The 23,960-nt window shown below is 63.6% G+C and carries 22 protein-coding genes; 10 read left to right on the top strand and 12 right to left on the bottom strand.

The genetic code is table 11. The features are described from left to right. Nucleotides 1-43: 43 nt before the first annotated feature. Nucleotides 44-1,165, top strand: a complete 1,122-nt coding sequence (locus tag KBB96_RS03570) for an SMP-30/gluconolactonase/LRE family protein (RefSeq protein ID WP_211632354.1) — start codon at nucleotides 44-46, stop codon at nucleotides 1,163-1,165. 34 nt (nucleotides 1,166-1,199) lie between these two features. After that, entirely contained in the window at nucleotides 1,200-1,856 is a 657-nt protein-coding gene (locus KBB96_RS03565; RefSeq protein ID WP_211632352.1) for a Pr6Pr family membrane protein, read from the top strand. Nucleotides 1,857-1,971: 115 nt separating this feature from the next. Here the strand turns inward: KBB96_RS03565 and KBB96_RS03560 are convergent, their stop codons facing one another. After that, a complete protein-coding gene (locus KBB96_RS03560; protein ID WP_211632350.1) occupies nucleotides 1,972-4,461 on the bottom strand; it encodes a Calx-beta domain-containing protein in 2,490 nt (829 codons plus the stop codon). 285 nt (nucleotides 4,462-4,746) lie between these two features. On the opposite strand from KBB96_RS03560, the gene KBB96_RS03555 reads away from it, so the two are divergent. Both KBB96_RS03555 and KBB96_RS03550 read left to right on the top strand, forming a co-directional pair. After that, on the top strand, nucleotides 4,747-5,160 hold the full coding sequence (locus KBB96_RS03555) for a hypothetical protein (RefSeq protein ID WP_211632346.1): 414 nt from the start codon (nucleotides 4,747-4,749) through the stop codon (nucleotides 5,158-5,160). 307 nt (nucleotides 5,161-5,467) lie between these two features. Next, the gene (locus KBB96_RS03550) at nucleotides 5,468-7,327 is read left to right on the top strand and encodes a glycoside hydrolase family 35 protein (RefSeq protein WP_211632343.1); all 1,860 of its coding nucleotides are present in this window, start codon (nucleotides 5,468-5,470) and stop codon (nucleotides 7,325-7,327) included. A gap of 60 nt (nucleotides 7,328-7,387) precedes the next feature. Here the strand turns inward: KBB96_RS03550 and miaA are convergent, their stop codons facing one another. Then, nucleotides 7,388-8,257, bottom strand: a complete 870-nt coding sequence (miaA, locus tag KBB96_RS03545; protein ID WP_211632341.1) for a tRNA (adenosine(37)-N6)-dimethylallyltransferase MiaA — start codon at nucleotides 8,255-8,257, stop codon at nucleotides 7,388-7,390. A gap of 530 nt (nucleotides 8,258-8,787) precedes the next feature. Continuing rightward, nucleotides 8,788-9,834, bottom strand: coding sequence for an RNA recognition motif domain-containing protein (locus tag KBB96_RS03540; protein ID WP_226373636.1), 1,047 nt, complete (start codon nucleotides 9,832-9,834; stop codon nucleotides 8,788-8,790). A gap of 569 nt (nucleotides 9,835-10,403) precedes the next feature. Here KBB96_RS03540 and KBB96_RS03535 point away from each other — a divergent pair. The 5 genes from KBB96_RS03535 (at nucleotide 10,404) to KBB96_RS03515 (ending at nucleotide 15,547) form a co-directional block, all read left to right on the top strand. Next, on the top strand, nucleotides 10,404-11,372 hold the full coding sequence (locus KBB96_RS03535) for a D-alanyl-D-alanine carboxypeptidase family protein (RefSeq protein ID WP_211632339.1): 969 nt from the start codon (nucleotides 10,404-10,406) through the stop codon (nucleotides 11,370-11,372). A 59-nt stretch (nucleotides 11,373-11,431) separates the two neighbouring features. Next, nucleotides 11,432-12,505, top strand: a complete 1,074-nt coding sequence (locus KBB96_RS03530; protein WP_211632337.1) for a 6-phosphofructokinase — start codon at nucleotides 11,432-11,434, stop codon at nucleotides 12,503-12,505. Between the two features lie 507 nt (nucleotides 12,506-13,012). Continuing rightward, a complete protein-coding gene (locus tag KBB96_RS03525) occupies nucleotides 13,013-13,498 on the top strand; it encodes an Lrp/AsnC family transcriptional regulator (RefSeq protein ID WP_211632335.1) in 486 nt (161 codons plus the stop codon). Nucleotides 13,499-13,597: 99 nt separating this feature from the next. Beyond that, a complete protein-coding gene (locus KBB96_RS03520) occupies nucleotides 13,598-14,764 on the top strand; it encodes an aminotransferase class I/II-fold pyridoxal phosphate-dependent enzyme (protein ID WP_211632333.1) in 1,167 nt (388 codons plus the stop codon). 12 nt (nucleotides 14,765-14,776) lie between these two features. Continuing rightward, complete coding sequence (locus KBB96_RS03515; RefSeq protein ID WP_211632329.1) at nucleotides 14,777-15,547, top strand: CAAX prenyl protease-related protein; 771 nt, start codon at nucleotides 14,777-14,779, stop codon at nucleotides 15,545-15,547. 194 nt (nucleotides 15,548-15,741) lie between these two features. Here KBB96_RS03515 and KBB96_RS03510 read toward each other — a convergent pair whose 3' ends face one another. After that, nucleotides 15,742-16,107 carry a hypothetical protein gene (locus KBB96_RS03510; RefSeq protein WP_211632326.1) on the bottom strand — a complete coding sequence of 122 codons (366 nt, stop codon included), beginning with the start codon at nucleotides 16,105-16,107 and terminating at the stop codon, nucleotides 15,742-15,744. 185 nt (nucleotides 16,108-16,292) lie between these two features. On the opposite strand from KBB96_RS03510, the gene KBB96_RS03505 reads away from it, so the two are divergent. Beyond that, nucleotides 16,293-16,955, top strand: coding sequence for a hypothetical protein (locus KBB96_RS03505; protein ID WP_211632323.1), 663 nt, complete (start codon nucleotides 16,293-16,295; stop codon nucleotides 16,953-16,955). A 164-nt stretch (nucleotides 16,956-17,119) separates the two neighbouring features. On the opposite strand, the gene sigJ is transcribed toward KBB96_RS03505, so the two are convergent. From sigJ to KBB96_RS03465, 8 genes are all read right to left on the bottom strand, one after another. Further along, nucleotides 17,120-17,995: an RNA polymerase sigma factor SigJ gene (gene sigJ, locus KBB96_RS03500; RefSeq protein ID WP_211632320.1), complete on the bottom strand. Its 876-nt coding sequence runs from the start codon at nucleotides 17,993-17,995 to the stop codon at nucleotides 17,120-17,122. A gap of 17 nt (nucleotides 17,996-18,012) precedes the next feature. Continuing rightward, complete coding sequence (locus tag KBB96_RS03495; protein ID WP_211632316.1) at nucleotides 18,013-18,462, bottom strand: carboxymuconolactone decarboxylase family protein; 450 nt, start codon at nucleotides 18,460-18,462, stop codon at nucleotides 18,013-18,015. A gap of 352 nt (nucleotides 18,463-18,814) precedes the next feature. Next, nucleotides 18,815-20,482: a glutamine--tRNA ligase/YqeY domain fusion protein gene (locus KBB96_RS03490; protein WP_211632312.1), complete on the bottom strand. Its 1,668-nt coding sequence runs from the start codon at nucleotides 20,480-20,482 to the stop codon at nucleotides 18,815-18,817. 198 nt (nucleotides 20,483-20,680) lie between these two features. Further along, entirely contained in the window at nucleotides 20,681-22,021 is a 1,341-nt protein-coding gene (locus tag KBB96_RS03485; RefSeq protein ID WP_226373635.1) for a dipeptidase, read from the bottom strand. A 43-nt stretch (nucleotides 22,022-22,064) separates the two neighbouring features. Next, a complete protein-coding gene (locus KBB96_RS03480) occupies nucleotides 22,065-22,811 on the bottom strand; it encodes a YwaF family protein (protein ID WP_211632309.1) in 747 nt (248 codons plus the stop codon). Between the two features lie 39 nt (nucleotides 22,812-22,850). Then, a complete protein-coding gene (locus tag KBB96_RS03475) occupies nucleotides 22,851-23,138 on the bottom strand; it encodes a hypothetical protein (protein WP_211632307.1) in 288 nt (95 codons plus the stop codon). Nucleotides 23,139-23,200: 62 nt separating this feature from the next. Then, entirely contained in the window at nucleotides 23,201-23,596 is a 396-nt protein-coding gene (locus KBB96_RS03470; protein ID WP_211632304.1) for an NYN domain-containing protein, read from the bottom strand. A gap of 76 nt (nucleotides 23,597-23,672) precedes the next feature. After that, entirely contained in the window at nucleotides 23,673-23,933 is a 261-nt protein-coding gene (locus KBB96_RS03465; protein WP_211632302.1) for a hypothetical protein, read from the bottom strand. Nucleotides 23,934-23,960 lie beyond the last annotated feature (27 nt).

The following is a 23,960-nucleotide window of genomic DNA, read 5'->3' as shown; positions in this document are numbered from 1 at the left end:
AAAAACTCATCGCCTCCCGCGGCGATCACGCCGACACTCCGCGATGATGACATCGCCGCGTTTCCTCTCCCGGTGCCTCGCCCTCGCAGGTCTCGCCGCCTGCGTGCCGGCACTTCTCCGCGCGGACGAGGAAAAGCTCATCGAAGTCGCCGCCTTCGGTGATCACCAGCCCATCGGCATGGCTGTCTCCGGTGATCCGAACCGCGTCTTCGTCTCCTTCCCCCACCGCCAGCCCTTCGCCAACGCCCTGTTGGAAATCACGGACGGCAGGCAGGTCCCGTTCCCGAACGCGGAATGGAACGCCCTCAATCCTACCGACGAAACCAAACAGTTCATCAACGCACAGGATCTCTTCGCAGATGACCGGCACAACCTCTGGCTGCTTGATTCCTCGCCCTCCGGCGGTGCCTCCATCCTCGGCAAGGACGGCACCACCGCCCGCGCCGCCGGACGCTTCAAGGTCGTGAAGATCGATCTCAACCGCAACGAGGTCGCGGACATCTATCCCTTCAATGATCTGCCGAAGGAACAAAGCGCGCTCAATGATCTCTGCATCGATCACACCCACCACCTCGCCTACCTCTCCGATCCCGGCCTCAAGGCCATCGTCGTGCTCGATCTCGCCACGAAGAAATCCCGCGTGGTCCTGCGCAATGATCCCGCCATGCTCGCCGCGCCCGGCTTCAAGCTGAAGATCGAGGACAAATATGTGGAGGACGCCTCCGGCCGCCCCTTCATCTCGAACGTCAACGGCATCGCCCTCACCCATGACGACCGCTGGTTCTACTTCCGAGCGATCAACCAGACCTGGCTCCGCCGCATCGAAACCCGCTGGCTTGCGGATGCCTCGCTGGGCGATGCGGAACTTTCCACGAAGATTGAAAAGGTCGCGGAAACCGGAGTCTGCCACGGCATGGTAGCGGACAAGAAGGGCAACATCTACCTCACCGACTCGCAGGCAAAGGCAATCCGCTACGTCACCCCCGAAGGAAAGGTCGGGACACTGGTGCAGGACGAGCGCCTCATCTGGCCGGATTCCCTCGGCATCGGCTCGGACGGCTACCTGTATCTGACCGCCTCCCAGATCAACCGCGGCAGCAACTACAATGGTGGCAAGCCCGCCTACTCCCTGCCCTTCCGCGCCTACAAGGTAAAGCTGCCTTGAGCGCCGCCTGCTTTTCCGCTCATCCTCTGCCGCGATGTCCTCCGATATCATCCCGCCCACTCCCGCCCGCCGTGCTTTCATGCTCGTCTCCGGGCTCACCGGTTTGACAGGCCTGCTGCTCCAGGCGCACGTCACCTCCCACCTCGCCTCTTCGCGTGGCTGGACCATCGGCGGCGCGATCGTGAAGTATCTCAGCTACTTCACCATCACCACGAACATACTGCTCGCCCTCGGCTTCCTTGCCGGTTCGCTGGCTCCGCGCAGCCGTGCCGGGGCCTTCGCCAACCGCCCGTCCACCGCCACCGCTCTTCTCGTCTACATTGCCATTGTCGGCATCGTCTATGTCCTCGTGCTCGCCGGACTGTGGAAACCGCAGGGCCTGCAATGGTGGGCGGACGTCCTGCTCCACTACGCCACCCCTGTCCTCTGCACCTTGCACTGGATCGCCTTCGTCCCGAAGATCCGCCTGCCCTGGACCGCCCCGGTCAAATGGCTCTGCTACCCCGCGCTCTACCTCCTGTGGGCGATGATCTACGGCAGCCATAGTGGCCACTACCCGTATCCCTTCATCGACCTGGACCGCCTCGGTTCCGGTTGGGTGCTCGCCAACGGTCTCGGCATGACCGCCGCCTTCCTCACCACCGGCCTCCTCCTCACCGCCATCAGCCGGAAACTCGCGCGCGAAAGGTAGAAGAGCAAGGGCGCACCGCCGGAGCGTCCGGGCGGTGGATGGAGATCAAGGCACAGGATTCCAACGCATGCGAAGGTCCTTCTTCGCACGCAAGGCGGCAGCCTCGCGCCACCATTCACGGAGCGGTCGCCTGCACCGTATAGGCCCCGATCGCGCCGTAGTCGCTGTAGCCGGGATCGGACGGATCACCCACACCTTCCACATCCACGCGGTACGTCCCCGGTTGCAGGGTGCCCTTCCAGGTCACCACGCCACCGTTGTCCGTCCAGCCGGTGCTCGCGGGCACCGCGGGATTACCAGAAGCATCGTAAATCTTCATCCCCGGCACCAGCGAGTAGGAGCCTTCCTGGTCCGCGTCCAGCGTGACCGTCACCGTGCCCGCTGCGGCCACCACCAGCTTGTAGCTGTCCACATCCGCGCGCGAGGTGATCGTTCCGGACACCGCGGGCGTGTCTCCGGCCGATTGCACCGGCAGATCCACCGCCGTGGCCAGCGTGTTGCCCGCCGGGTCCGCCGTCACCGGCAGATAGCGGCCGATGATCGCCAGATCGTCCTCGGAGTTCGTCGCGCCGGTGTAGTCGCCGATCGTGAACTGGCGGTAGAACTTGTAATACGGCGTGCCCATCCACGGGCCCCACGAATGGAGCGCGCCGGAGTGGCCTGCATAGTATTCCGCGCTACCCTTGCCATCGTGGCTCAGGCCCAGATTGTGACCCAGCTCGTGGATCGCGATCGTGCCGAAGGAGTCGATGGTGTAATCCCCCGCCGTGAACGCCAGCGCGGGCTGATAGGTCGGCTCGCCGAAGACCGCAATATAGGCGAGCCCCGCCGCGCTCGAATTGAACTTCGAAGGCTCCGAGGTGAACAGGCACCATGTGCGGTTCGCCGTCGGCGTGTTGTCGAAAACCGACTTGTCCGTGGTCACGTTCACGTCCCACGCGCGATAGGCCTCCGCCACCGTGATCCAGATGTCGTGGCAGCCCTTGTCGCCGAACTTCGGGTACACGGACGCCGTCGTGATCGGCGCGCTGGTCTTGTTCCAGGCCGTGCCACTCAACGTCGTGCCATTGAATTCCAGATAGATTACCTTCGCCGCGCCGGGCTTGCTTTGAAGGGCGGGCACAGGCGTGGGAGTGGTCACCACCGGGGCCGCGCCGCCGATCTTCACCTGCGCGTCCGGCGCGGTGATCATCGCGGGCAGCTTCGTGAACTGGATGGAAAAGGTCTCGTCCGGTTCGCTGAACCCATCGCCGAGGATCGTCACCGGCACGGTGAAGGTGCCCTGGCCCGCAGCCAGCTTGATCGTACCGGAGGTGTTCACGAAGTCCTTGCCGTTCTCCGCAGTGCCGCCCGCCACCTTCCATGAAAACGTCACCGCCTCCTGCACCGGAGGGGACACCGTGAAGGCCACGCTGGACACCAGCTTCGCTTTCGCCACATCCCCCACCGGCTCCTGCACGACGGGAGATGAGGCAGGCGCGACAGTAGAGTTCCACTCGTCATTGAGGATCGTGCCGGTGCCCTCGGTCTTGCCGAGCGTGGCATTTACCGGATTGGACAGCACCACCTTGAAAGTCTCGTCGGCCTCGTTCACCCGATCCGGCACGGTGGTCACGGAAATGACCCCCGTGGTCTTGCCGCGCGCCAGCGTCAGCTTGCCGCTCGCCGCCTTGTAGTCCGATCCAGCCGTGGCCGTCTGGCCCACCAGCGTCCACTGCACCGTGACGGCGGTCTTGCCGGATCCGGAGGCCACACCGCACACCACCGGGAACTGCATCACGTTCCCCTTCGTCTGGCCTTCCGCCATCGCCACATCACCCACGGAAATCACCGCCTGTCCTGCGGTCACGATCGGCGTGGTGATCTGCGTGGGAGGCACCGCGGCCGCAGGAACCAGCGCTTCCTCCGGCGTGAGCATGCCATCGCTACGATGCACATCGTAGCTGCACAGCAGATCCGCCAGCGGCATGCGCCGCACCAACAGATCCGCCGCGCCCGCCGCGGCGCTCAGGCGGTAAACGCCCGCGTCCCCGCGATAGCGGATGTGCCCCGTGAACGCGCCATCGCGGTCCACACTGCCGAAAAATTCACCGGTTGATTCGCCGCTCTCCGCGTCCGTGCCCAGATCGAGGCGCACCGCGCGGATACCGTCCTCGCGGAGCAAGTTCATCGTCACCTCGCCGGAAACCGGAGCCACGCCGTTGCCGAGATCCAGCATCACCCGCTGTCCCGGCTGCCACTTCGCCACGCCGTTGATGCCCGTCACCGCCGCGGCGGAAACCGTACGCTCGGTGACCAGAGCCATGCGCGGTCCCTGCGCGTCCCATAACGGCCCCTTGCGCCAATCCACATCCACAACCGCCACTTCATCCCCGCCATGATCATGATCACGACCCCGTTCGTGCGCCGGCCGGGCCGGAGCTTCGCCCGGAGGTGGCATCGCGGATTCCCCGGCGGACCGGACGATTCGGGAGGCCGGAGCCGCATCGGACGCCGCCGGAGCGGAAACGTCCGCCTCACCGGTGAAATGCCAGACCGCCAGGCCCGCGCCCGAAAGGACGACCAAGCCGCACAGCCAGGCACGCAAATGACTGGAAGGTTTCATGGGATGGGACAGCAGAAATCCAACAAGACACAATCGCGGCACTGGAATCGGATGGGTGTCCGGTGGGGACCAGTGCCACGGGAAACCAAATCATCATACATACCGTATAGCAAGTCGGTTAGAAATATTTTACACATCGACTTCGTGGCCGATTTTGATCCCGGGAGGCCTTTACACCGCCGGACGCGGGATCTCCGTGACCGGGAACATCTCAAAAAATCAGCGTCATCTGCGAAATCCACAGTCCCTTCTCCCCCTTGCACCCGCTAGATTCCGCCCGTACCCATGCTTTCCCACCTCTCCGTCCTGCTGCATTTCCTCACCGATGGCGTCCTCTGGCTGATCGTTCTCGTCTGCCTGCTGCGCCTCTGCCGCCGCATCGAAACCGCTGCCGCGCTGCGGTTGCTGGCCCCGGCGCTCATCGTGCTGGCGCTGGTGGGCACCTTCGATCTCGTCCATCTCGCGGAAACGGTCAGGGAAACCGTCGTCCGCCAGGGCTGGAGCCGGGTCACCATCCGCCCGCCGCATGAGGCGGACACGCCGCTCTGGCTGGCGTGGGCACGATTCGCCGCGCGCCTCGCCGCCATCGCCTTCTATTTCCCCGCCCCGCGCCGGTCGCTGGGGGTGGTCGCACTCATTGGCACCACCGCCTTCACCGCCGCGCATTTTCCGGAGCTGCGGAATCTACTATCTTTTTAGTAGTTCTCTGCCACGTAGCTGAAGTCGTGGGACTTCAGGCTGGGTAGGGCCGCGGAGTCTCCCTCACATCCAGTCCGTCCCCGACCAATCCAAAGCGACGTCCCGAATAGGAGTGGATCCACCCAGCCTGAATGCGGCAGGAGCGGAAGCGACTGAATCCAGCCCCGGCGAAGCCGCTCACTGGCATGGCCAGAGGCAAGTCTCACGACTCCGGCCACTCCCGGAAACATCCCCCAAAACCGGTCGGTTCTTCTCCCTCCGCTTTCCCGCTTGCCGCCGCCACTCCGGGCATTTCGACTGGTGGCGTATGTTTGTCTCATCCCGTCTTCTCACTTCCAGCCTGATGACCGGCCTCCTCCTCTCCGGCGCGCTCCATGCCGCGGAGCCGTCCCCCGTCCCAGGGAAACACACCTTCGCCCTCGGCACGGAGGATTTCCTGCTCGATGGCCAGCCGGTCCAGATCCGCAGCGGCGAGCTCCACCCCGGCCGCATCCCCCGGGAATACTGGCGTCACCGCCTCCGGATGGTGAAGGCCTCCGGCATGAACACCGTGGCCATCTACCTCTTCTGGAACCAGTTCGAGGAAGAAGAAGGCAAGTTCGATTTCAAAACCGGCGAGCGCGACATCGCCGCCTTCATCAAGCTCGCCCAGGAGGAAGGCCTCTGGGTGCTGCTGCGTCCCGGCCCGTACGTCTGCGGCGAGTGGGACCTGGGCGGCATCCCCGCCTATCTCATGCGCGATCCGAAGGTGCAGCTCCGCTCCTCCGCGGATGAGAACTACCTCAAGGCCGTCCAGCGCTACATCGAGCACCTCGTGCCCGTGGTGAAGCCCTACCTCGTCACCAACGGCGGCCCCATCGTCATGGTGCAAGTGGAGAACGAATTCGGCAGCTACGGCGAGGACCGTAAATACCTCGAGTTCCTCCACGACCAGTGGAAGAAAAACGGCATCGACGTCCCCTTCTACACCGCGGACGGCCCCACGGACAAGATGATGAAAAACGGCACGCTCCCCGGCTGCGCCGTCGGCCTCGACTCCGGCACCGAGGACAAGCACTGGGACATCGCGAAAAAACACAACCCCGGCGTCCCTGTTTTCAGCAGCGAGACCTACCCCGGCTGGCTCACCCACTGGGGCGAGAAGTGGCAGAACGTCGGCGTGGACGGCGTGATCAAGGACATGAAGTGGTACATGGATAACAAGAAGTCCTTCAACTTCTACGTCTTCCACGGCGGCACCAACTTCGGCTTCACCGCCGGCGCCAATGACGGCGGCAAGGGCAAGTATCAGGCGGACATCACCAGCTACGACTACGATGCCATCCTCACCGAGCAAGGGCGCCCCACCGCGAAGTACGATGGAATCCGTAGCACCATCGCCGCCGCCCTTCCGGATCTGAAGCTCCCGCCCGTCCCCGAGCCCATCCCCGCCATCGAGGTTCCGGAGTTCAAGACCGAGCCCTTCGCCCTGCTGCGGGACAACATGCCCGGCAAGCCCGTCCCGCTCGATCAGCCAAAGTCTTTCGAGGAGCTCGGCCAGTATCACCAGGGCCTCATGCTCTACACCACCACCCTGCCGGACAACCGGGGCGGCAAGCTCGACTTCGGCACCACCGGCGTCCGCGACTACGGCCTCGTCTACCTCGATGGAAAATTCATCGGCAAGCTCGACCGCAATCTCGCCGAGACCACCATCGACCTCCCCGCCACCACCGGCACGGAAAAACCGATGCTCACCATCCTCGCCGAAGCCATGGGCCACATCAACTTCGGCCGCCGCATGTCGGACGACCGCAAGGGCCTCCTCGGCCCCGTGAAGCTCGGCGCTGCCGCTCTCACGGGCTGGCACGCCCGCGCCATCCCGCTCGCCGATGCCGACATCGCCAAGCTCAAGCCCGGCAAACCCGGCGCCGATGACAAGGGCGTGTTCTTCAAAGGCGGCTTCACCTTGGAAAAAGCCGCGGACACCTTCATCGACCTCTCCGCCTACAAGAAGGGCGTCGTCTGGGTCAACGGCCACAACCTCGGCCGCTTCTGGGAGATCGGACCGCAGAAACGCCTCTACTGCCCCGCCCCGTGGCTGAAGGCCGGAAAAAACGAGATCATCATCCTCGACCTCCTTCAGGCGGAAGCCGCCCCCGTCAGCGGCAAGAGCACCCTGCGCTGAACGTCCACCTGCGGCATTCATCGTAACAAACGCATCGCAGCCGCGTTCGCACGAACGCGGCTACGATGGAGGCACCGCCCACGGCTCCAGCCACGTCTCACGCCTGAACCACGTCTCCTGCCGTTTCGCATACTGCCGCGTCGCCGCATTCACCAGTTCCTCGCATGTCGCGCGGTCGATCTCCCCGCGCAACAGTGCCCGCACCTCGCGGAAGCCGATCGCCTTTTCAAACGTCGCCGAAACATCTTCCAGCGCCGCCACCTCCTCCAGCGCTCCGCCATCAAGCATCGCCCGCGTCCGCCCCGCGATCCGCGCGTGAAGGTCCGGCCTGCTACGATGGATCACGTAGCCGCGCAAACCCGCCGTGCGCTCCGCCGTCGCGCCCTCCCACTGGTCACGCAACCCGGATGCCCTCCTCCCTGTCAGCAAACAGATCTCCAAAGCCCGGCCCACATAGCGGCGGTTCAGCAGGTTCGTCCGCGCCGCCTCCACCGGGTCCAGCGCCTGCAACCGCGCCGCCAGCTCCTCCAGCGGCAGCGCATCCAGTTCCGCCCGCAGCGCCGCATCCCCCGCCGGCAGGGGCGAGGCTCCATGCGTGAGGAATTTCAGATAAAGCCCGGACCCGCCCGTCACGATCGGTGTCCGGCCGCGCGCTGCAATCTCCGCGATCACCGGCGCGGCCAGCTCCACGTACGACTGCGCATCATTCGGTGTGGCCGGATCGAGCACGCTGAAAAGATGGTGCGGCACGATCGCCCGCTCCTCCGCCGAGGGCGCGGCCGACAGGATCTCCAGCCCTCGATAGAGCTGGAAGGCATCCGCATTCACGATCTCGCCGTCATGCCGTGCCGCCAGCTCCAGCGCGAGCGCGGTCTTCCCGGAAGCAGTGGGACCGCAGACGTAGATCGGAGTTGGGGTTTCGGGATTCAAAGGCGCACGAACCGTGCCCTGCGAACTGGATCGGATTCAAAGAAAAAGGATGGAAGTAGGGATATCCCGCGGGATGTCAGGGTCGGATGGAACCGTCCGCTCCCAACGACACCGTCCCAGACGATTACCTCTGAGTCCCGGAGGGACGATGAAGGGTAGCCGGTGGCGCAAGCCACCGGAACGGAACAGCCGCACCTATATCGAAGTCCCGGAGGGACGACGCTGCCTGCGCTCTCACGCCGGACCAGACGATCCAAAGATCCGTCGGTCTGACCGCCGACCATTCATTCGCCATCCATCGGCCTCCGCTTGCGTCGTCCCTCCGGGACTCAATCCTTCCATCACGCCTTACCGGTGCCTTGCGCCACCGGCTACCGTACGCCGCCCCTCCGGGGCTGAAGAACCATTTCCCCACCCCTTTTCTTCTCTGATCAATGCTCACTGATGACTGATCACTTCTTAAATAAAACAAAACCCCCGCCGCAGACGAACCGGGCGGGGGCTTGGGAAAATCCTGATGGATCGTTGGATCAGGCCTGCTCGGACTTCTGCTCGCCTTCGGCGGCGGCTTCCACCGGAGCGGCTTCCGCCACTTCCACAGCAGCCGGAGCTTCTTCAACCACAGCGGCGATCACCGGGGCGGCTTCTTCCACCACAGGAGCCGAAGCGGCCTCAGCCACCACCGGAGCAGCAGCTTCTTCCACTGCGGCGACAGGAGCCGGAGCTTCCGCAGCGGCTTCCACGGCCACGGCGGCGACAGCAGCAGCAGCCACCGGAACGGCGACGGCAGCGGCGGACTGGGCGGGAGCTGGATTGTTACGCGGGCGGCGCTCCTGGCGTTCCTCACGCTCTTCCTTGTCCTCGCGCTCATCCTGACCCTTCGACTTGGCGCTGGAGACGCTGAGCTTGCGGCCCATGAAGAACTGGTCGTTGAGCACCTCGATCGCGCGCTTGGCGTCGTCCACGTGGAGCATTTCCACGAAGCCGTAGCCCTTCGAGCGGTGGGTGTTGCGGTTGTAGACGACCTCGACGTTGCGGACGCCGCCGATGCCCTTGAAAAGGTCGGTCAGGTCGCTCTCGGTCACCTCGTAGGACAGGTTGCCGAGGTAGAGGCGCGGGGATTCCACCGGGCCTTGTTCCTTGCGCTCCTGCGGGCGGGCGATGCGGATGTTGGACTTCACCGGCTGCGCGGGGCGGTCGCTCTTTGCGGGAGCGTCCTTCTCGCGTTCCTGGATACGGTCCTGGCGGGTCGGGCGGACGGGTTCCTTGTAGAGGCCGAAGATCTTGAGGAACTTCTGCCACCAGGTCAGTTTCGCCGGTTGCGGCATGGGGCGGCGCTCGCGGAAGCCGCGGTTGCCACCGCCGCCTCCCTCACGGTTGCCACCGCCTTCGCGGCGCGGGCCGCCTTCACGGCGTCCACCTTCGCGGCGCTGGCCGCCTCCTTGGCCGTGACCGTGTCCGCCCTGGCGGTTCTCACGGTTGTCACGATTTTCGTTGTTGTTGCGGTTCTGCCCACCGCGGTTGCGGCGGCGACGCTTGCGTCCCGGATTCGGGGAGTCTTGTGTTACGTTGGACATGGTGTTGTCGCGGGGTCTTGGTTGCGGGCGGACCGGCGCGGCGGGCGGGTGAAGCCCGGCGGTGATGGAGGGTCCAGCGTGCGGACCGGCATGACAGGGATCGACCGGCTTTTTGGTGCCGGGAAGGGACCGCGTCCGGAGAGCGTGGCGGTGCCTGGGGAATCCGTGTCGGCCGGCTTGCGCCGCCGCCCGTGAGGCAGAACGTTCCCGGATCCAGCGATGCGGCGACCGGCGGGCGCTCCACTCGGGGCGGCCATGGCTAGGGTCATAGGGCCGGGTTCGGGCATCCGGAATCGTGGGAAAAGTCCTGCTGCCGCAGGAAACTAAGGCTTCAAGCACAATTGGCAAGGCATTAACCGCCATGCGTCCCTGAATCGAAACAGCCCCTTGGCTGGAGTCCGCGCTCCAACGACCACTTCCCCGCTCCCTCCCCGTTCCGCCTCCCCCCTTTGGCACACAAAATGCGGCACCTTTCGGAAAACCTGCCCCCACCTGTCGTCCCTCCTGCAATCCCCGGCGTTTGGGGTTGAGTCGCGGGCGGCGGTCGATAGATTTCGCGCCGGACAGCCATGCTCACGCGTATCCTTTTCCGCCTGATCCCCGTTCTGATGGCCTCGGCCCCAGCCCTCTCCTCCGCTCAAGCGCCTGAGAGCGTGATGGTTGTGGAAGCATGGTCCGGCAAGGTACTCGTCGCCGCGAACGCCTCCACCAAGCGCCCGGTCGCTAGCCTCACCAAGATCGCCACCGGTGCCGTCGCCATCGACTGGGCGAATGCCAATCAATCCGACATCGCCACCATCATGGTCACCGTACCGGATTCCGTGGCCATGATCGGCGGTCCGAACCCCATGCGCCTCGTCCCCGGCGACCGTATCAGCCTGCGCGATGCCCTCACCTCCGCCCTGCTCGGCTCGGACAATCTCGCCGCCCAGACGGTGGCGGACCACATCGGCCGGGACATCCTCTCCCGCCGTGGCAGCGGTGGCGATCCCGTGGGTGCCTTCGTGGGTGAAATGAACCGCCTCTCCCGTGCCATCGGGGCCGCCAATACCCGCTTCACCAATCCCCACGGTCTTGAACTTCAGGGGCAGGCCGTCGGCACCTCCACCGCCGCGGACATCACCCGCCTCTCGATCTACGCGATGCGCCGCGCGGCCTTCAACTACATCGTCCGCCAGAAGGAACGCCGTGTCACCGTCAGCGGTCAGGGTGGCAACCGCTCCTTCACGGTCAAGAACACCAACGAACTCATCACCGAGCCCGGCATGCTGGGCGTGAAGACCGGCACCACCAATGCCGCCGGCCCCTGCCTCTCCGCCTGCCAGGAACGCGATCCTCTTGTCCGCAAGAAGCCGGACGGCAGCAAGGGCGTCACCCCGCGCCGCGTCATTGCCGTGGTGCTCAACAACCCGGACCGGTTCAACCGCGCCCGCGCCCTCATCCAGCAGGGCTGGGGCATCTATGACCAGTGGCTCGCCAATGGCGCCCCGGTCCAGGATCCCCGCCGTGAACTTCTCAAGGCGGACGATCCGCTCTGACGAAAAAATCCGGGGTCGCCCGGGAACACATTGCTCCATACCCGAAATCTAACACACTCATGCGCATCGGTATCCTGAACAGCGGCGGGGATTGTCCCGGCTTGAACGCGGTTATTCACGGCGTGGTCGGCGCGGCCGATCAACTTGGCTGGGAAGTGATTGGATTCCGGGACGGCTTCGAAGGCCTGCTTCCTCCCGGCGATTACACGATTCTGAAGCCCAAAGACACCGTCGGCATCCTCAAGATGGGCGGCACCATCCTCGGCACCACCAACAAGGGCCACTTCGCCGCCAAGGTCGGCAAGGGCGATATCGCCGAAGTGCCTCCCGAGATCGTCGCCAAGGCGAAGCGCACCATGGAACAGCTCGAGATCAGCGCGCTCGTCATCGTGGGTGGCGATGGCTCGCTGACCACCGGCCTCCAGCTCTATCGTGAAGGCTGGCCGATCATCGGCGTGCCGAAGACGATCGACAACGACCTCCACGCCACGGCGATGACCTTCGGCTTCGACAGCGCGGTGAATTCCGTGGTCGATGGCCTCGACCGCCTCCAGACCACCGCGGACAGCCACAAGCGCGTGATGGTGCTGGAAGTGATGGGCCGCCACGCCGGCTGGATCGCCCTATGGGGCGGCATTGCCGGTGGTGCCAGCGTCGTCCTCCTGCCGGAGATCCCTTTCAGCTACGAAAAGGTCGCGGAGCACATCAAGGCCCGCGATGCGCAGGGCTACCACAGCACGCTCGTCGTCGTCGCGGAAGGCGCGTGCCTGCCACAAGGTGACATCGTCAGCGTCGACGCGAACTGCGGTGGAGAAGTCCGCCTCGGCGGAGTCGGCCAGGTCGTTGCCAAACGACTCGAAGAACTCACCGGCAAGGAAACCCGCTCCTGCACGCTGGGCCACCTCCAGCGCGGCGGTGCCCCGACCTCGCTCGACCGCATTCTCGGCATGCGCTTCGGCGTCATGGCCGTGAAGCTCGCCTCCGAAGGCGACTTCGGCCGCATGGTGAGCTATCAATCCTACCACGTCGGCTCCGTGCCGATCCAGGAAGCGGTCAACAAGCTCCGCCTCGTCGAGCCGGACAGCGAGCTCGTCCAGGCCGCCCGCGCCGTGGGCATCTGCCTCGGCGAGTGATCCGATAGAGGACCACATCTTTTCAAAGACAAGGCCGCCTCACCCGAGGCGGCCTTTTTCTTTTTCGTGCCGCGCTCGTGAGAACGTGGGCGGGGAAAAACCCGACCTGATTCTCACGCGTCTCCCATGCCATCGTCTCCAAGCCCCGGAGGGGCGACGTAAGGTAGCCGGTGGCGGAAGCCACCGGTCAGACAGATAGGAGGGATTGAGCCCCGTTAGGGGCGACGCAAGCGGAGTCCGATGGATGACGAATGGATGGTCGGGCAGGCAGACCGATGGACCTTTGATTGGTTGGTCCCGCGTGAGAGCGCAGGCAGCATCGTCCCTCTGGGACTCAGATTCAGAGTAATCGGTGAAGCTCGATCCTCCTGGAGCCGCCACCCTGCACAGATCGTCACAAACCTTTCCCACACAGCCCCCTGACCCCAAAATCGGGCGTGACGGATGCCTCGCTTCCGCTAAAACGGCGGCGGCCATCCGCACGGCCGCTCATTGGAAGTCTTCCGCATGTCCACCGATCCGCTACTCCAGCTCCTCCGCAACAAGGCCCGCTACTCCCACGAGCAGCTCGCCGAACTGCTCTCCATTTCCCCGGAACAGGTCAATGTCCGCATTGCCGCCTGGGAAAAGGACGGCACCATCCTCGGCTACCAGGCCGTGGTCGATCCGGAGCGCGCGGACGGTGATGCCGTGTCCGCCTTCATCGAGGTGAAAGTCACGCCGGAACGCGGCGGTGGCTTCGACCGCCTCGCTATGCGCATCGCGCGCTTCGACCAGGTGACGAGTTGCTACCTCGCCAGCGGCGGCTACGACCTCATGGTCGTCGTCGAGGGCAGCGATCTCCGCGAGGTCGCCCGCTTCGTTTCCGAAAAGCTCAGCACCTTGGATGGCGTGCTGTCCACGGCCACACACTTCCGACTGAAGACGTACAAGGAAAACGGATTCCTCTTCGACCAGGAAGCCCGAGCCGAGCGCCTCGCCGTCTCTCCGTGAGAGAGGAATGGGTAGTCGCGATGGGTGATCTCAAGCCGGCGATTGCCCGGCGATAACAGATCTCCAAACCCACCGCACTGCATCCATCCCACCACCACCATGGACTATTCCACCAAAATCGCGCACAACGTCGCGGGCATCCCGCGATCGGGCATCCGCGACTTCTTCGAGCTCGTCCAAGGCCGCGAGGGCGTCATCTCCCTCGGCGTCGGCGAGCCGGACTTCGTCACCCCCTGGCACATCCGCGAGGCCGCCATCTACTCGCTGGAAAAGGGCCAGACGACCTACACGTCGAACCTCGGCCTGCTATCGCTCCGCAAGGCCATCGCCCGTTACGTCGGCGAGTTCTTCGACGTGCAGTATGAAGCCTCGAAGGAAGTACTCGTCACCGTCGGCGTGTCCGAGGCCATCGACCTCGCCCTGCGCGCGCTGCTCAATCCGGGCGATGAAGTGATCTTTCACGAGCCGTGTTACGTTTCCTACAGCCCCAGCATCGTCATGGCCTATGGCAAGGCGGTGTCCGTGGAGACGCAGAAGGAGAACGGCTTCTCGCTGAAGCCCGAGGCGCTCGCCGCTGCGATCACGCCGCGTACCCGCGTGCTGATGCTGAATTTCCCGACCAACCCCACCGGTTCGGTCGCCACCAACGAGGACCTCGAAGGCATCGCCAAGCTCTGCATCGAGCATGACCTGATCGTGCTGACCGATGAGATCTACAGCGAGCTGCGCTACGATGGCGTGAAGCACGTCTCCATCGCCTCGCTGCCCGGCATGAAGGAGCGCACGATTCTCCTGCACGGTTTCTCGAAGGCCTTCGCGATGACCGGCTTCCGCCTCGGCTATGCCTGCGCGCCGCAGCCGATCATCGAGGCGATGATGAAGATCCACCAGTACTCGATGCTCTGCGCTCCGATCATGAGCCAGAACGCCGCACTGGAAGCGCTGGAAAACGGCACGCCAGCCATGCAGATGATGCGGGACAGCTATCACCAGCGCCGCGATTTCCTGGTGAAGCGGCTCAATGAGATCGGCCTGTCCTGCCACACGCCGGGCGGTGCCTTCTACGTTTTCCCGGACATCCGCTCGACCGGTCTTTCCAGCAAGGATTTCGCCACCCGCCTCCTAGAGGCGGAAAACGTGGCCGCCGTCCCCGGCAGCGCCTTCGGCACCAGCGGCGAGGGCTTCCTCCGCTGCTGCTACGCCACCGGCATCGAGGACCTGCGCAAGGCCATGGACAAGATGGAGCGCTTCGTCGGCACCCTCTGATCCGCCCCGCTCATGAACACGGCCCCACGCAACGAACAGGAAGCGCGGGCGCTGACGACCGCGCACGTGATGCCGCTGGCCGTGTTTCTCGGCTTCCTGCTGTTGTTGCAGGCGGTCACGTCCATGATCGGGTGGAAGCATCCGGACGCGCCGTGGTGGCGGCGCGCGCCAGAGCAGTGGATGTATCCGCTGCAGGCGCTCGTCGTCTTCGGCCTGCTGCTGCGCGGGTGGAAGTACTATGACTTCCGTTGGTCCGCGAAGGGCGTGCTGGCGGGTATCGTCTGTGGTGCGGTGGGGATCGGCTTCTGGCTGCTGCCCACCACGCTCTACGACCGCATGGGTCTGACGTCCGATCCGGAAGGCTGGATGTCGTGGTTCGGCATCGCCGCGCGCAAGGAAGGCTTCGATCCCGGTATCTTCCACTCGCCGGTGGCGTGGTGGCCCGCGGTGGTGCTGCGGTTTTTCCGGGCGGTCGTCGTCGTCGCGCTGGCGGAGGAGATTTTCTGGCGCGGATTCATGATGCGCTGGCTGCTGGATCGCGATGGCGATTGGTGGAAGCAGCCCTTCGGCAAGCACGCTTGGATTTCGTATCTCGTCGTCACCGGGCTTTTCACCGCCGTCCACTCCGGGCCGGACCGCATCATGGCCTTTGTCTATGGGACGATCACCTATCTGCTCTGCGTGCGCTCAAAGAGCCTCGGAACCTGCGTGGCGATGCACGCCACCGCCAATCTCCTGATGTGCCTCTACATCATGGCGTATGGCAAATACGGCCTGTGGTGAAGGCATCCGAAAGCCGCGCTTGAAATGTAGGGGAAAGCTCCGCTTTCCCTCTGCGCAAGATGGATTATATCCATCTTGCCGGCTTCCCCCTCCACCTCACCTCTCCCTGATCGAAAGCAGAGCTTTCGACTACATCGCAGGGAAAGCTCCGCTTTCCCTGTGCCAAGGTGGATCTCATCCCCCACACTCCCCCTTCACATCGCGTCCTGCGCATTCTCCGGCCGGAAAATCAGGATCAGCCCGAACAGGATCGAACACACCACCTTGATATCCAGGAACCCGATGATGCATCCCGCGGTGATTCCACCCAGCACCGCCACGGTGCCCACGATCCGCGGCAGCAGCCGGCCCGGCCTCCGGACCAGACCACGCCCCGTCTGTGCCTGATGAAAAATGCGATCCACCTCCGAATTCGGCAGTTGGTTGTCCAGCCCTTCCTTTTTCAACCGTGCCTGGATCATCGGCAGCGACAGCCCCTTGAAAGCCAGAGTCTTGATCAACTCCGCCGTTTCCTTCTCGCGATTGTCATCCTCCATCGGAGATGCATAGGGGGGGTGCATGCGGCAGGTCATCCCTTATCTGGCTCCACCGATCCAGCATAAATGACGATCAATTTCTTATCTCAGTCACAACTTTTGTTCATACCTCTTCGCCCGGGCGATCCGAACGCCTGAACCACGGATTCCTCACCCCACTTTGAGATTTCAGATTTCAGATTTCAGATCTCAAATTCCCCGGTTCCGCCATGGCCCCCTTCCCCCGCCAGCTCCGTCTCGCGAGAATCCTCCTCATCCTCGGCGCGCTGCTGCTGGTCACCGCGCAATTCCTGCCGTGGGAGCATATCGTGGTGAACCACGATTATTTCATCCCCCAAGCTACCACCCGCTTCAGTCAGATGCCGCATGTCCATCATGTGTGGCTTTCCTTTCCTACCAACGACATCATCGACTCTCCCCGCACCCTTGAGCCCCACAGACCACCCCGCCTTGTCACCGCGGACATCTGTCCCGAGGGCTATCCGAACCGGATTTCCATCCATCATCTTCCAGATCTCTGGGCTTACGGCCGTGCCCTCAATTCCGATATCCTGCGCCGCTGGAATCTCGGTTGGCCTCTTCTTGATCTCGCCGTCTGGACCATCGCCCTTCCCTCGCTGCTCGCTCTTCCGTTTTTCGCCGGCCTCTTTGCCCGCGCCCGCCCCCTCCTTTGGCTCACCCGGTTCTTCGCCTGCTGTTTGCTCATCTGGCTGGTGCGCAATCTTGTCCTCGTTACCACCGGCTATCCGGATGCCTCCCTCAAAAACATCGGCTCCGGCTACTGGATGACTCTCGACGCACTGGCAATGGAAATCACCGCCCTCTTCCTCATCCCGAATGCCGCGAAACACCATCTACGTCAGACATCGTAGAATCACGCCGCTGATTGCTTCCGCAACGTGGCTGGAGTCGTGAGACTTCAGGTTGGGTGGATTCCCGCATGAGGGGCGGCGTTCATTTTCCAAACGCCATCGGAAGGAGACCGGGATCGCTGGGTCGGGTCATATCCACCCCGTCCGAAGTCTCACGACTCCGGCTACGACAGCGAAACCCGCTCCAGCTTCTCCGGATTCCGCACGATGTACAACGCCCGGACCACTCCGTCCTCGATGCCGAGAAGCAGCACGTCCGTCGCCCTGCCGCCCGAGAAATACGCGTAGCCCGGCAAGCCGTTCATCACCACCTCCCGCACCTCGTCCGGCAGAGCCTTCCGCCGCGTGAGGCTCTCATACATCCGTGCGATCTTGTCATGTCCGTTGATCCGCCTGCGCGCCGCACGCACCGGACCTCCGTCCGAGTAGAGCACCGCATCCGGCCTCAGCAGCTTCTTCAAGGCCGCCAGATCCCCGCCGCGCGCCGCGTTCAGAAACGCCATCGAAAGCCGCCGCCCTTCCTCCTCCGCCACCTGGAAACGCGGCGTCTCTTCCTTCAGGTGCGTCCGCGCCCGCGAGGCGAGCTGTCTACACGCCGCCTCCGGCTTCTCCAGAAAATCCGCCACCTGCGCGAAGCTCTCGCCGAACACATCGTGCAACAAGAACGCCGCGCGCTCCAGCGGTGAAAGGCGCTCCATCGCATGCAGCACCGCGTAGCCCACATCGGCACCGGTCTCCCCGGCGGGCACCGCGGACCACGCGTCATCCGGCAGCGGTTCCGGCAGCCACTCACCGATGTACGTCTCACGTCGTACCCGCGCGGACTTCATGTGATCCAGGCATAGCCGCGTCACGATCTTCGCCAGATAGGACTTCGGCGATTCCACCGTTTCATTCCCGGCGTCCGCCCACCGCAGCCATGCATCCTGCACCACATCCTCTGCATCGCTGAGCGTGCCGAGCATGCGGTAAGCGAGCGACCGCAGGAACGGCCGGTGTTCTTCGAAAACGCAAACAGCGGTGGCGGTGGGATCGCTCATTACTCGGGCGGGCCATCTCAGGCGTGCGCCACAGGATGGATCGCGCGGAAGGAGATCGCCAGCCGATTCCAGAGATTGATCATGCCGATCGCGATCGTGATCTGCGTGATCTGCGTCCCGGAGAAATGGCGGGCCAGTTCCTCATACACGTCATCCGGCGCATGCGTTTCGGAGATCAGCGTCACCGCCTCGGTCCACGCCAGTGCGGCGCGCTCTGCATCCGTATAGAGTGGTGATTCGCGCCAGGCGTTGAGCAGATAGATGCGCTGCTCAGTCTCGCCCTTCGCGCGGGCTTCCTTCGAGTGCATGTCGATGCAATAGGCGCAGCCGTTGATCTGGGAGGCGCGGAGCTTCACCAGTTCCCACAGTGTGGGATCGATGCCGGAGTTGCGCACGTGCATCTCCAGCTTCAGAACGGCCTGGTATCCGGCCGCATCGGCCTTCGAGTAATCCAATCGGGGTTGCATGATCGTAGTCGGTTGGTTTCAGGATTCAGATTCCGCATTCAGCGGCCTTCACGAATACAGACGAGCCAACCCGCGGAAACGTGACACGCGGGGTGCGATTTTTTCCCAACCGCGCAGCGTAGTAGCGCGAAACTCCGCTTCGCGTGCTTCCCGCCGAGCGTTTTTTATGTCCCCCATCGCTTCCTCCCCGGCACGCAAGGCAGGAGCCTCGCGCGACTGTTCCCCAATCGGAACAGGGAGGATTCCCCATTCCGACCCAAGCCCGGCAGACAACTCCGACAAACCCGGAAAGGGCGATCCTCAAACCGGGCGAATATCATCATCCACGGCCGATCTCATCCCGCCACTTGGTCTACTTCTTCTTCGCCCACGAATCGCGCAACGGCACCGTGCGGTTGTACACCACCTTCGTGCCCGGGACGTGATCCTTGGCGTCCGCGATAAAGTAGCCGGTGCGTTCGAACTGGCAGCGGAAGCCCGCCTCCACATCCGCAGCCGCCGGTTCCACCTTCGCGGCCACGGTCTTCAGCGCATCCGGATTGATCACGGAAAGGAAGCCGCCTTCCTCGCCATCCGGGTCTTCCACGGTGAAGAGTCGGTCATAGAGGCGAACCTCCGCATCCACACCATGGGTGGCGCTGACCCAGTGGATCGCCGCCTTGCAGACCACGCCTTCCGGCGTGTCCGCACCCATCGTGCCGGGCAGGAACTCCGCACGCACCTCGGTGATCGTGCCGTCATCGGCCTTCTCGTAACCGGTGCACTTGACGATGTAACCGCCGCGCAGGCGGACATGACGCTCCGGACCGAGGCGGAAGAACTTCTTCGGCGGATCTTCCATGAAGTCCTCGCGCTCGATCCACACCTCGCGGGTGAGAGCGATCCTGCGGGTGCCTTCTTCCGGGTTCTCCGGATTGTTCACCACCTCCACGTCCTCCTCGTGACCATCGGGCCAGTTGGTGAGCACCAGCTTCAGCGGCTCGAGCACCGCCATGCGGCGCGGCGCGACCTTGTTGAGATGATCGCGGACCTCGTACTCCAACAGCGCCACATCGGTGGTGCCGTTGTACTTGGTGATGCCCACGCGCTTGCAGAAATTGCGAACCGCCTCCGGCGTGTAGCCGCGGCGGCGGATACCGGAGATCGTCGGCATGCGCGGATCGTCCCAACCACTCACGTGGTTCTCCTTCACCAGTTGCAGCAGCTTGCGCTTGCTCATCACGGTGTAGGTCAGGTTGAGGCGCGCGAATTCGATCTGGCGCGGCTTCGAGGGCACCGGGCAGTTGTCGATGAACCAATCGTAAAGCGGCCGGTGGTTCTCGAACTCCAGCGTGCACAGCGAGTGCGTGATGTGCTCCAGCGCGTCCTCCAGCGGATGCGCGAAGTCATACATCGGGTAAATGTGCCACGCATCGCCGGTGTTGTGGTGCTCCGCGTGCAGGATGCGGTAGAGGGCCGGGTCGCGGAGGTTCAGGTTCGGCGAAGCCATGTCGATCTTCGCGCGCAGGATGCACTCGCCTTCCTGGAACTCGCCGGCCTTCATGCGGGCGAAGAGGTCGAGGTTCTCCTCCACACTGCGGTCGCGATACGGCGAGGGCGTGCCCGGCACCGTGAGATTGCCACGGTTCGCGCGCATCTCCTCGGACGTCTGGTGGTCCACGTAGGCCTTGCCGTTCTTGATGAGATGAATGGCGGACTCGTAGTAGAAATCGAAGTAGTTGCTCGCGTAGTAGAGATTGTCCCCCCACTCAAAGCCGAGCCACTTCACGTCCGTCTTGATGCTCTCGACGTACTCGGTTTCTTCCTTCTCCGGATTCGTGTCATCGAAGCGCAGGTGGCAGCGGGCACCCGGATGCTCCTGGGCGATCCCGAAGTTCAGGCAGATCGACTTCGCGTGGCCGATGTGGAGGTAACCATTCGGCTCCGGCGGGAAGCGGGTGATCGTGGTCTCATGTTTGCCGGACGCGAGGTCGCCGGCGATGATCTCGCGGATGAAGTCGAGCTTGGGAGAATCGGACATTTGGGAAAAGGCGGACGGCCTGAAAAAATCAGGAAAACCACGAATGGCCACGAATTTTCACGAATCGGAACGAAAGTAGCGCGAAGCTCCCGCTTTGCGTGCTTCTGGCGGATGTTCACAGAACCGGGCCGACGCGAGAGAAAAGCTTTCTCCCCGACAGCCCGGCAGGAGTCTTACGCTACTGCTTGTGGGGTGGGATCAACCAGCGAGTTCCTCCAACAGCAACTGGCTCAGGCGGATACCGGCTTCGAAGTTTTCGATCGGGAAATTTTCGTCCGGCGCGTGCACCTGTGAATCCGCCAGCGCGAGGCCGAGCAGGAGGGTGTCCACGCCGAGCACGCTGCGGAAGGACTGGACGATCGGGATGCTGCCGCCCTCGCGGATGAGCACCGGATCGGAACCAAAGGCCTTGCGCAGCGCGTTCTGGGCGGCCTGGCCGAAGCTGGAATTCGGGTCCGTGGCATACGGTTTGCCATCGTGCCCCACGGAAATCTCCATCGTCAGACCCGGTGGGCAGTTCCACTCCAAGTGCTGGCGGACTTTTTCCATGATGTCCGCAGGCTCCTGGTCCGGCACAAGCCGGAAGGACAGTTTCGCAAACGCCTCGGCAGGCAGCACGGTCTTCGAGCCCTCACCCTGGTAGCCGCCGCCGATGCCATTGACCTCTGCGGTCGGGCGCGCCCAGGTCCGCTCGGCGGAGCTGTAGCCCGGCTCGCCGTAGAGTGCCGGAGAACCGGTGAAGTGCAGGAACTGCGCGTCCGTCACGCCCGGGATCTTCGCCCACATCTCGTGCTCCCACGCTTCCAGCGGGCGCACGTCTTCATAGAATCCATCGATCGCCACCCGGCCGTTCGGCTCATGGAGGCTGGAAATCAGGCGCGCGATGCCCGCCGCCGGATTCGCCACCGCTCCTCCGAAAAGTCCGGAGTGCAGGTCGCCCTTCGGGCCATGCAGAGTCACCTCGCAGCAGGAAATACCGCGCAGGCCGTAGGTGAAAGTGGGCACTCCCGGACCGACCATGCCGGTGTCCGAAATGGCGATCACATCGCATTTCAGCAGTTCCGCGTTCTCACGTAGGAACGGTAACAGATTCGGGCTTCCAATTTCCTCCTCGCCTTCGAACAGGAAGGTGAGATTCACCGGCAGCTCTCCCTTCTCGCGCAGCGTCTTTTCCACGCCCAGCACGTGGGCCAGCATCTGGCCCTTGTTGTCGGCGGAACCGCGTGCCCAGATCTTGCCATCACGGATGTCCGGTTCGAACGGAGGCGTGGTCCACAGGTGCAGCGGATCGACCGGCTGGACATCGTAGTGACCGTAGATCAACACCGTCCGGCGACCAGGCAGATGATTGCTTTTTGCAACGACGATCGGGTGCTTCGCCGTCTCATGGAGCGTCGCTTGCAGCCCCATCCCATTGAGTTTTTCGATCAGCCATCCGGCGCAGGCACGGACATCATCCGCATGCCGCGAATCGGTGGAAACACTGGGAAAACGCAGGAAATCGAACAGGTCTTTTAACTCAGGGGTCACAGTGATCATCGTGACTAACAGAGCGACGCACCGGCAAGGCGAATGTCTGTATTTACAATGCCGGATCCGCCACAATCGGTGACTCGGAACGGCGTGCAAATGGCAACAACAGCAGCCCGTAGAGCGAAAATGCGACCGCTTGGAGCGTCAGCAGATACCATGGCTCCGGCCCCATGTAATCGAACAGCGTGCCGACGGCGGGCTTGTGGTTGAGAAAGCCGTAGTTCGAGTCCAGCAGCACGTTCAGGCAGAACACCACCGCCATGTAAACCCAGCTCCAAAGCACCGCCCGCCTGAACGCCCCCCGCTGCGGCTTGATCCCGGCACCGAATACCAGGGCCAGCGCCGCGACCGGCACCCCGCCATGCTGGACAAAAAACGCGTAATACTCCGGTGTGTCCCAGTTGAAATACAACGTGGGTGTCAGCAGCCCCTGCACGGTTCCCGCAAGACCCCAGAAATATCCCATTTCCGTCCACCGCTGGCGGCGCGTGACCAATGCCACGGCCAGCACCAGCGACACCACATCGCAAAGGTAAAGCGGCAGAGCCGTTTCCCGAACCAACGTCCCCGCCAAAGCCACGTCCGGATCGTGGCGGTAGCGCAACCAGGTCAGCAGCGGATCGAGGGATACGGCGACCACCAGCAGGATCGCCAGAATCGTGTTCGCGCGTTGCTTCACCGGCTCCGCCACCTTCACGGAACGATTCAGCCGGATCATGCCGATCGCAGCCACCGCCGTGGCAGCCAAGGCGACCCAGTGCGACGGGCCATAGGGAACAAACTCACGCGCATCCATCTCCGGGCGATACTGCGCAAAGGCTGCTTTTTTAGCAAATCATTCGCGGTCGATCTTCTCCCGTTCCTCCCGGATCACGGCGAGAGCGTCATAAAGGGCGAACAGCATCACAAAGCAGGTCAGCAGCGCGCAGCCGCCCCACCACAACGTGAACCACAGGATGTGCTTCGAAAGCCAGCCGCCGATCAGCCAAAGCCCGACCGCCATCATCCCCAGAGCCACCATCACCAGTTGGCCGAGAAAACGCCGCCGCATCGTGCGGTCATGCAGGATCGCCCGGGCAAGCCCGAGAATGACGACGACCCAACCGACCTTGCGTTCCGACATGGTGACGAGACATTCACGTTCCGGAGCCGCCTCGGCAACCCGCGAATTCGCCGATTTGCCCCCTACCCCTCCACCAGGATTTCCAACGCGGCGATCCGCATCGTCTCCGCACCGAAGGCGGAGGCCGTGAGCAGCACCATCCGGTCGTCACTGGCCACCTTGACCTGATCACGGGCGCCAAAACGAGCCGCCAGCCGCTCGATCACCGAGTCCGCGGTTTCGCCGTTCCTGGAATAAAGAATGAGGATACCCTCCTCCGTCCCGCCCTCGATTCCCCGCTCCGCCTGCTTCCCATCAAATACCACGACGACCTTCCACTCCGAGGCATCGCCGAAGCGCTGGAGCCATTTCACCAGCTCCAGCCGGGCAAGGTAGCGCGTGGGGCCACGGTGCAGTCCGGCGAAGCGCGGAATCGCAAAGATCGCGCTGTGGCCATCGACAATCAGCAGCTGTTCCACGCCGGGAAAAGAAACAGGCCGGATGCACGTGGCAACCGGCCTGTTTCGGAAATAATTGGTTCCGGAGCGGAAAGGATTACTCCTCGCCGGCTTCACCGGTCTCAGGAGCCTCGCCTTCGGCTTCCTTCTTGGCGACCTTCTTGGCCGGGGCCTTCTTGGCGGCCACCTTCTTGGCGGGAGCGGCCTTCTTGGCGGCGGGCTTGTCTTCCGTGGAAGCAGCCTTCTTCGTGGAAGACTTCTTCTTCACGATGCCTCCGAGCTTCGCCTGTTCCTTCTTCCGCTTCAGATAGTCCGAACGGCGCTTGCGCTTGATGACCTTGTTGGATTGCTGTCCCATGGTTGGTGGCGGGCGGTCTAACCTGCT

It is taken from the genome of Luteolibacter ambystomatis (genome assembly GCF_018137965.1).
Taxonomy (GTDB): domain Bacteria; phylum Verrucomicrobiota; class Verrucomicrobiia; order Verrucomicrobiales; family Akkermansiaceae; genus Luteolibacter; species Luteolibacter ambystomatis.
Note: the sequence above shows the minus strand (reverse complement) of the source record. Positions and strands in the feature narration are given on the sequence as shown.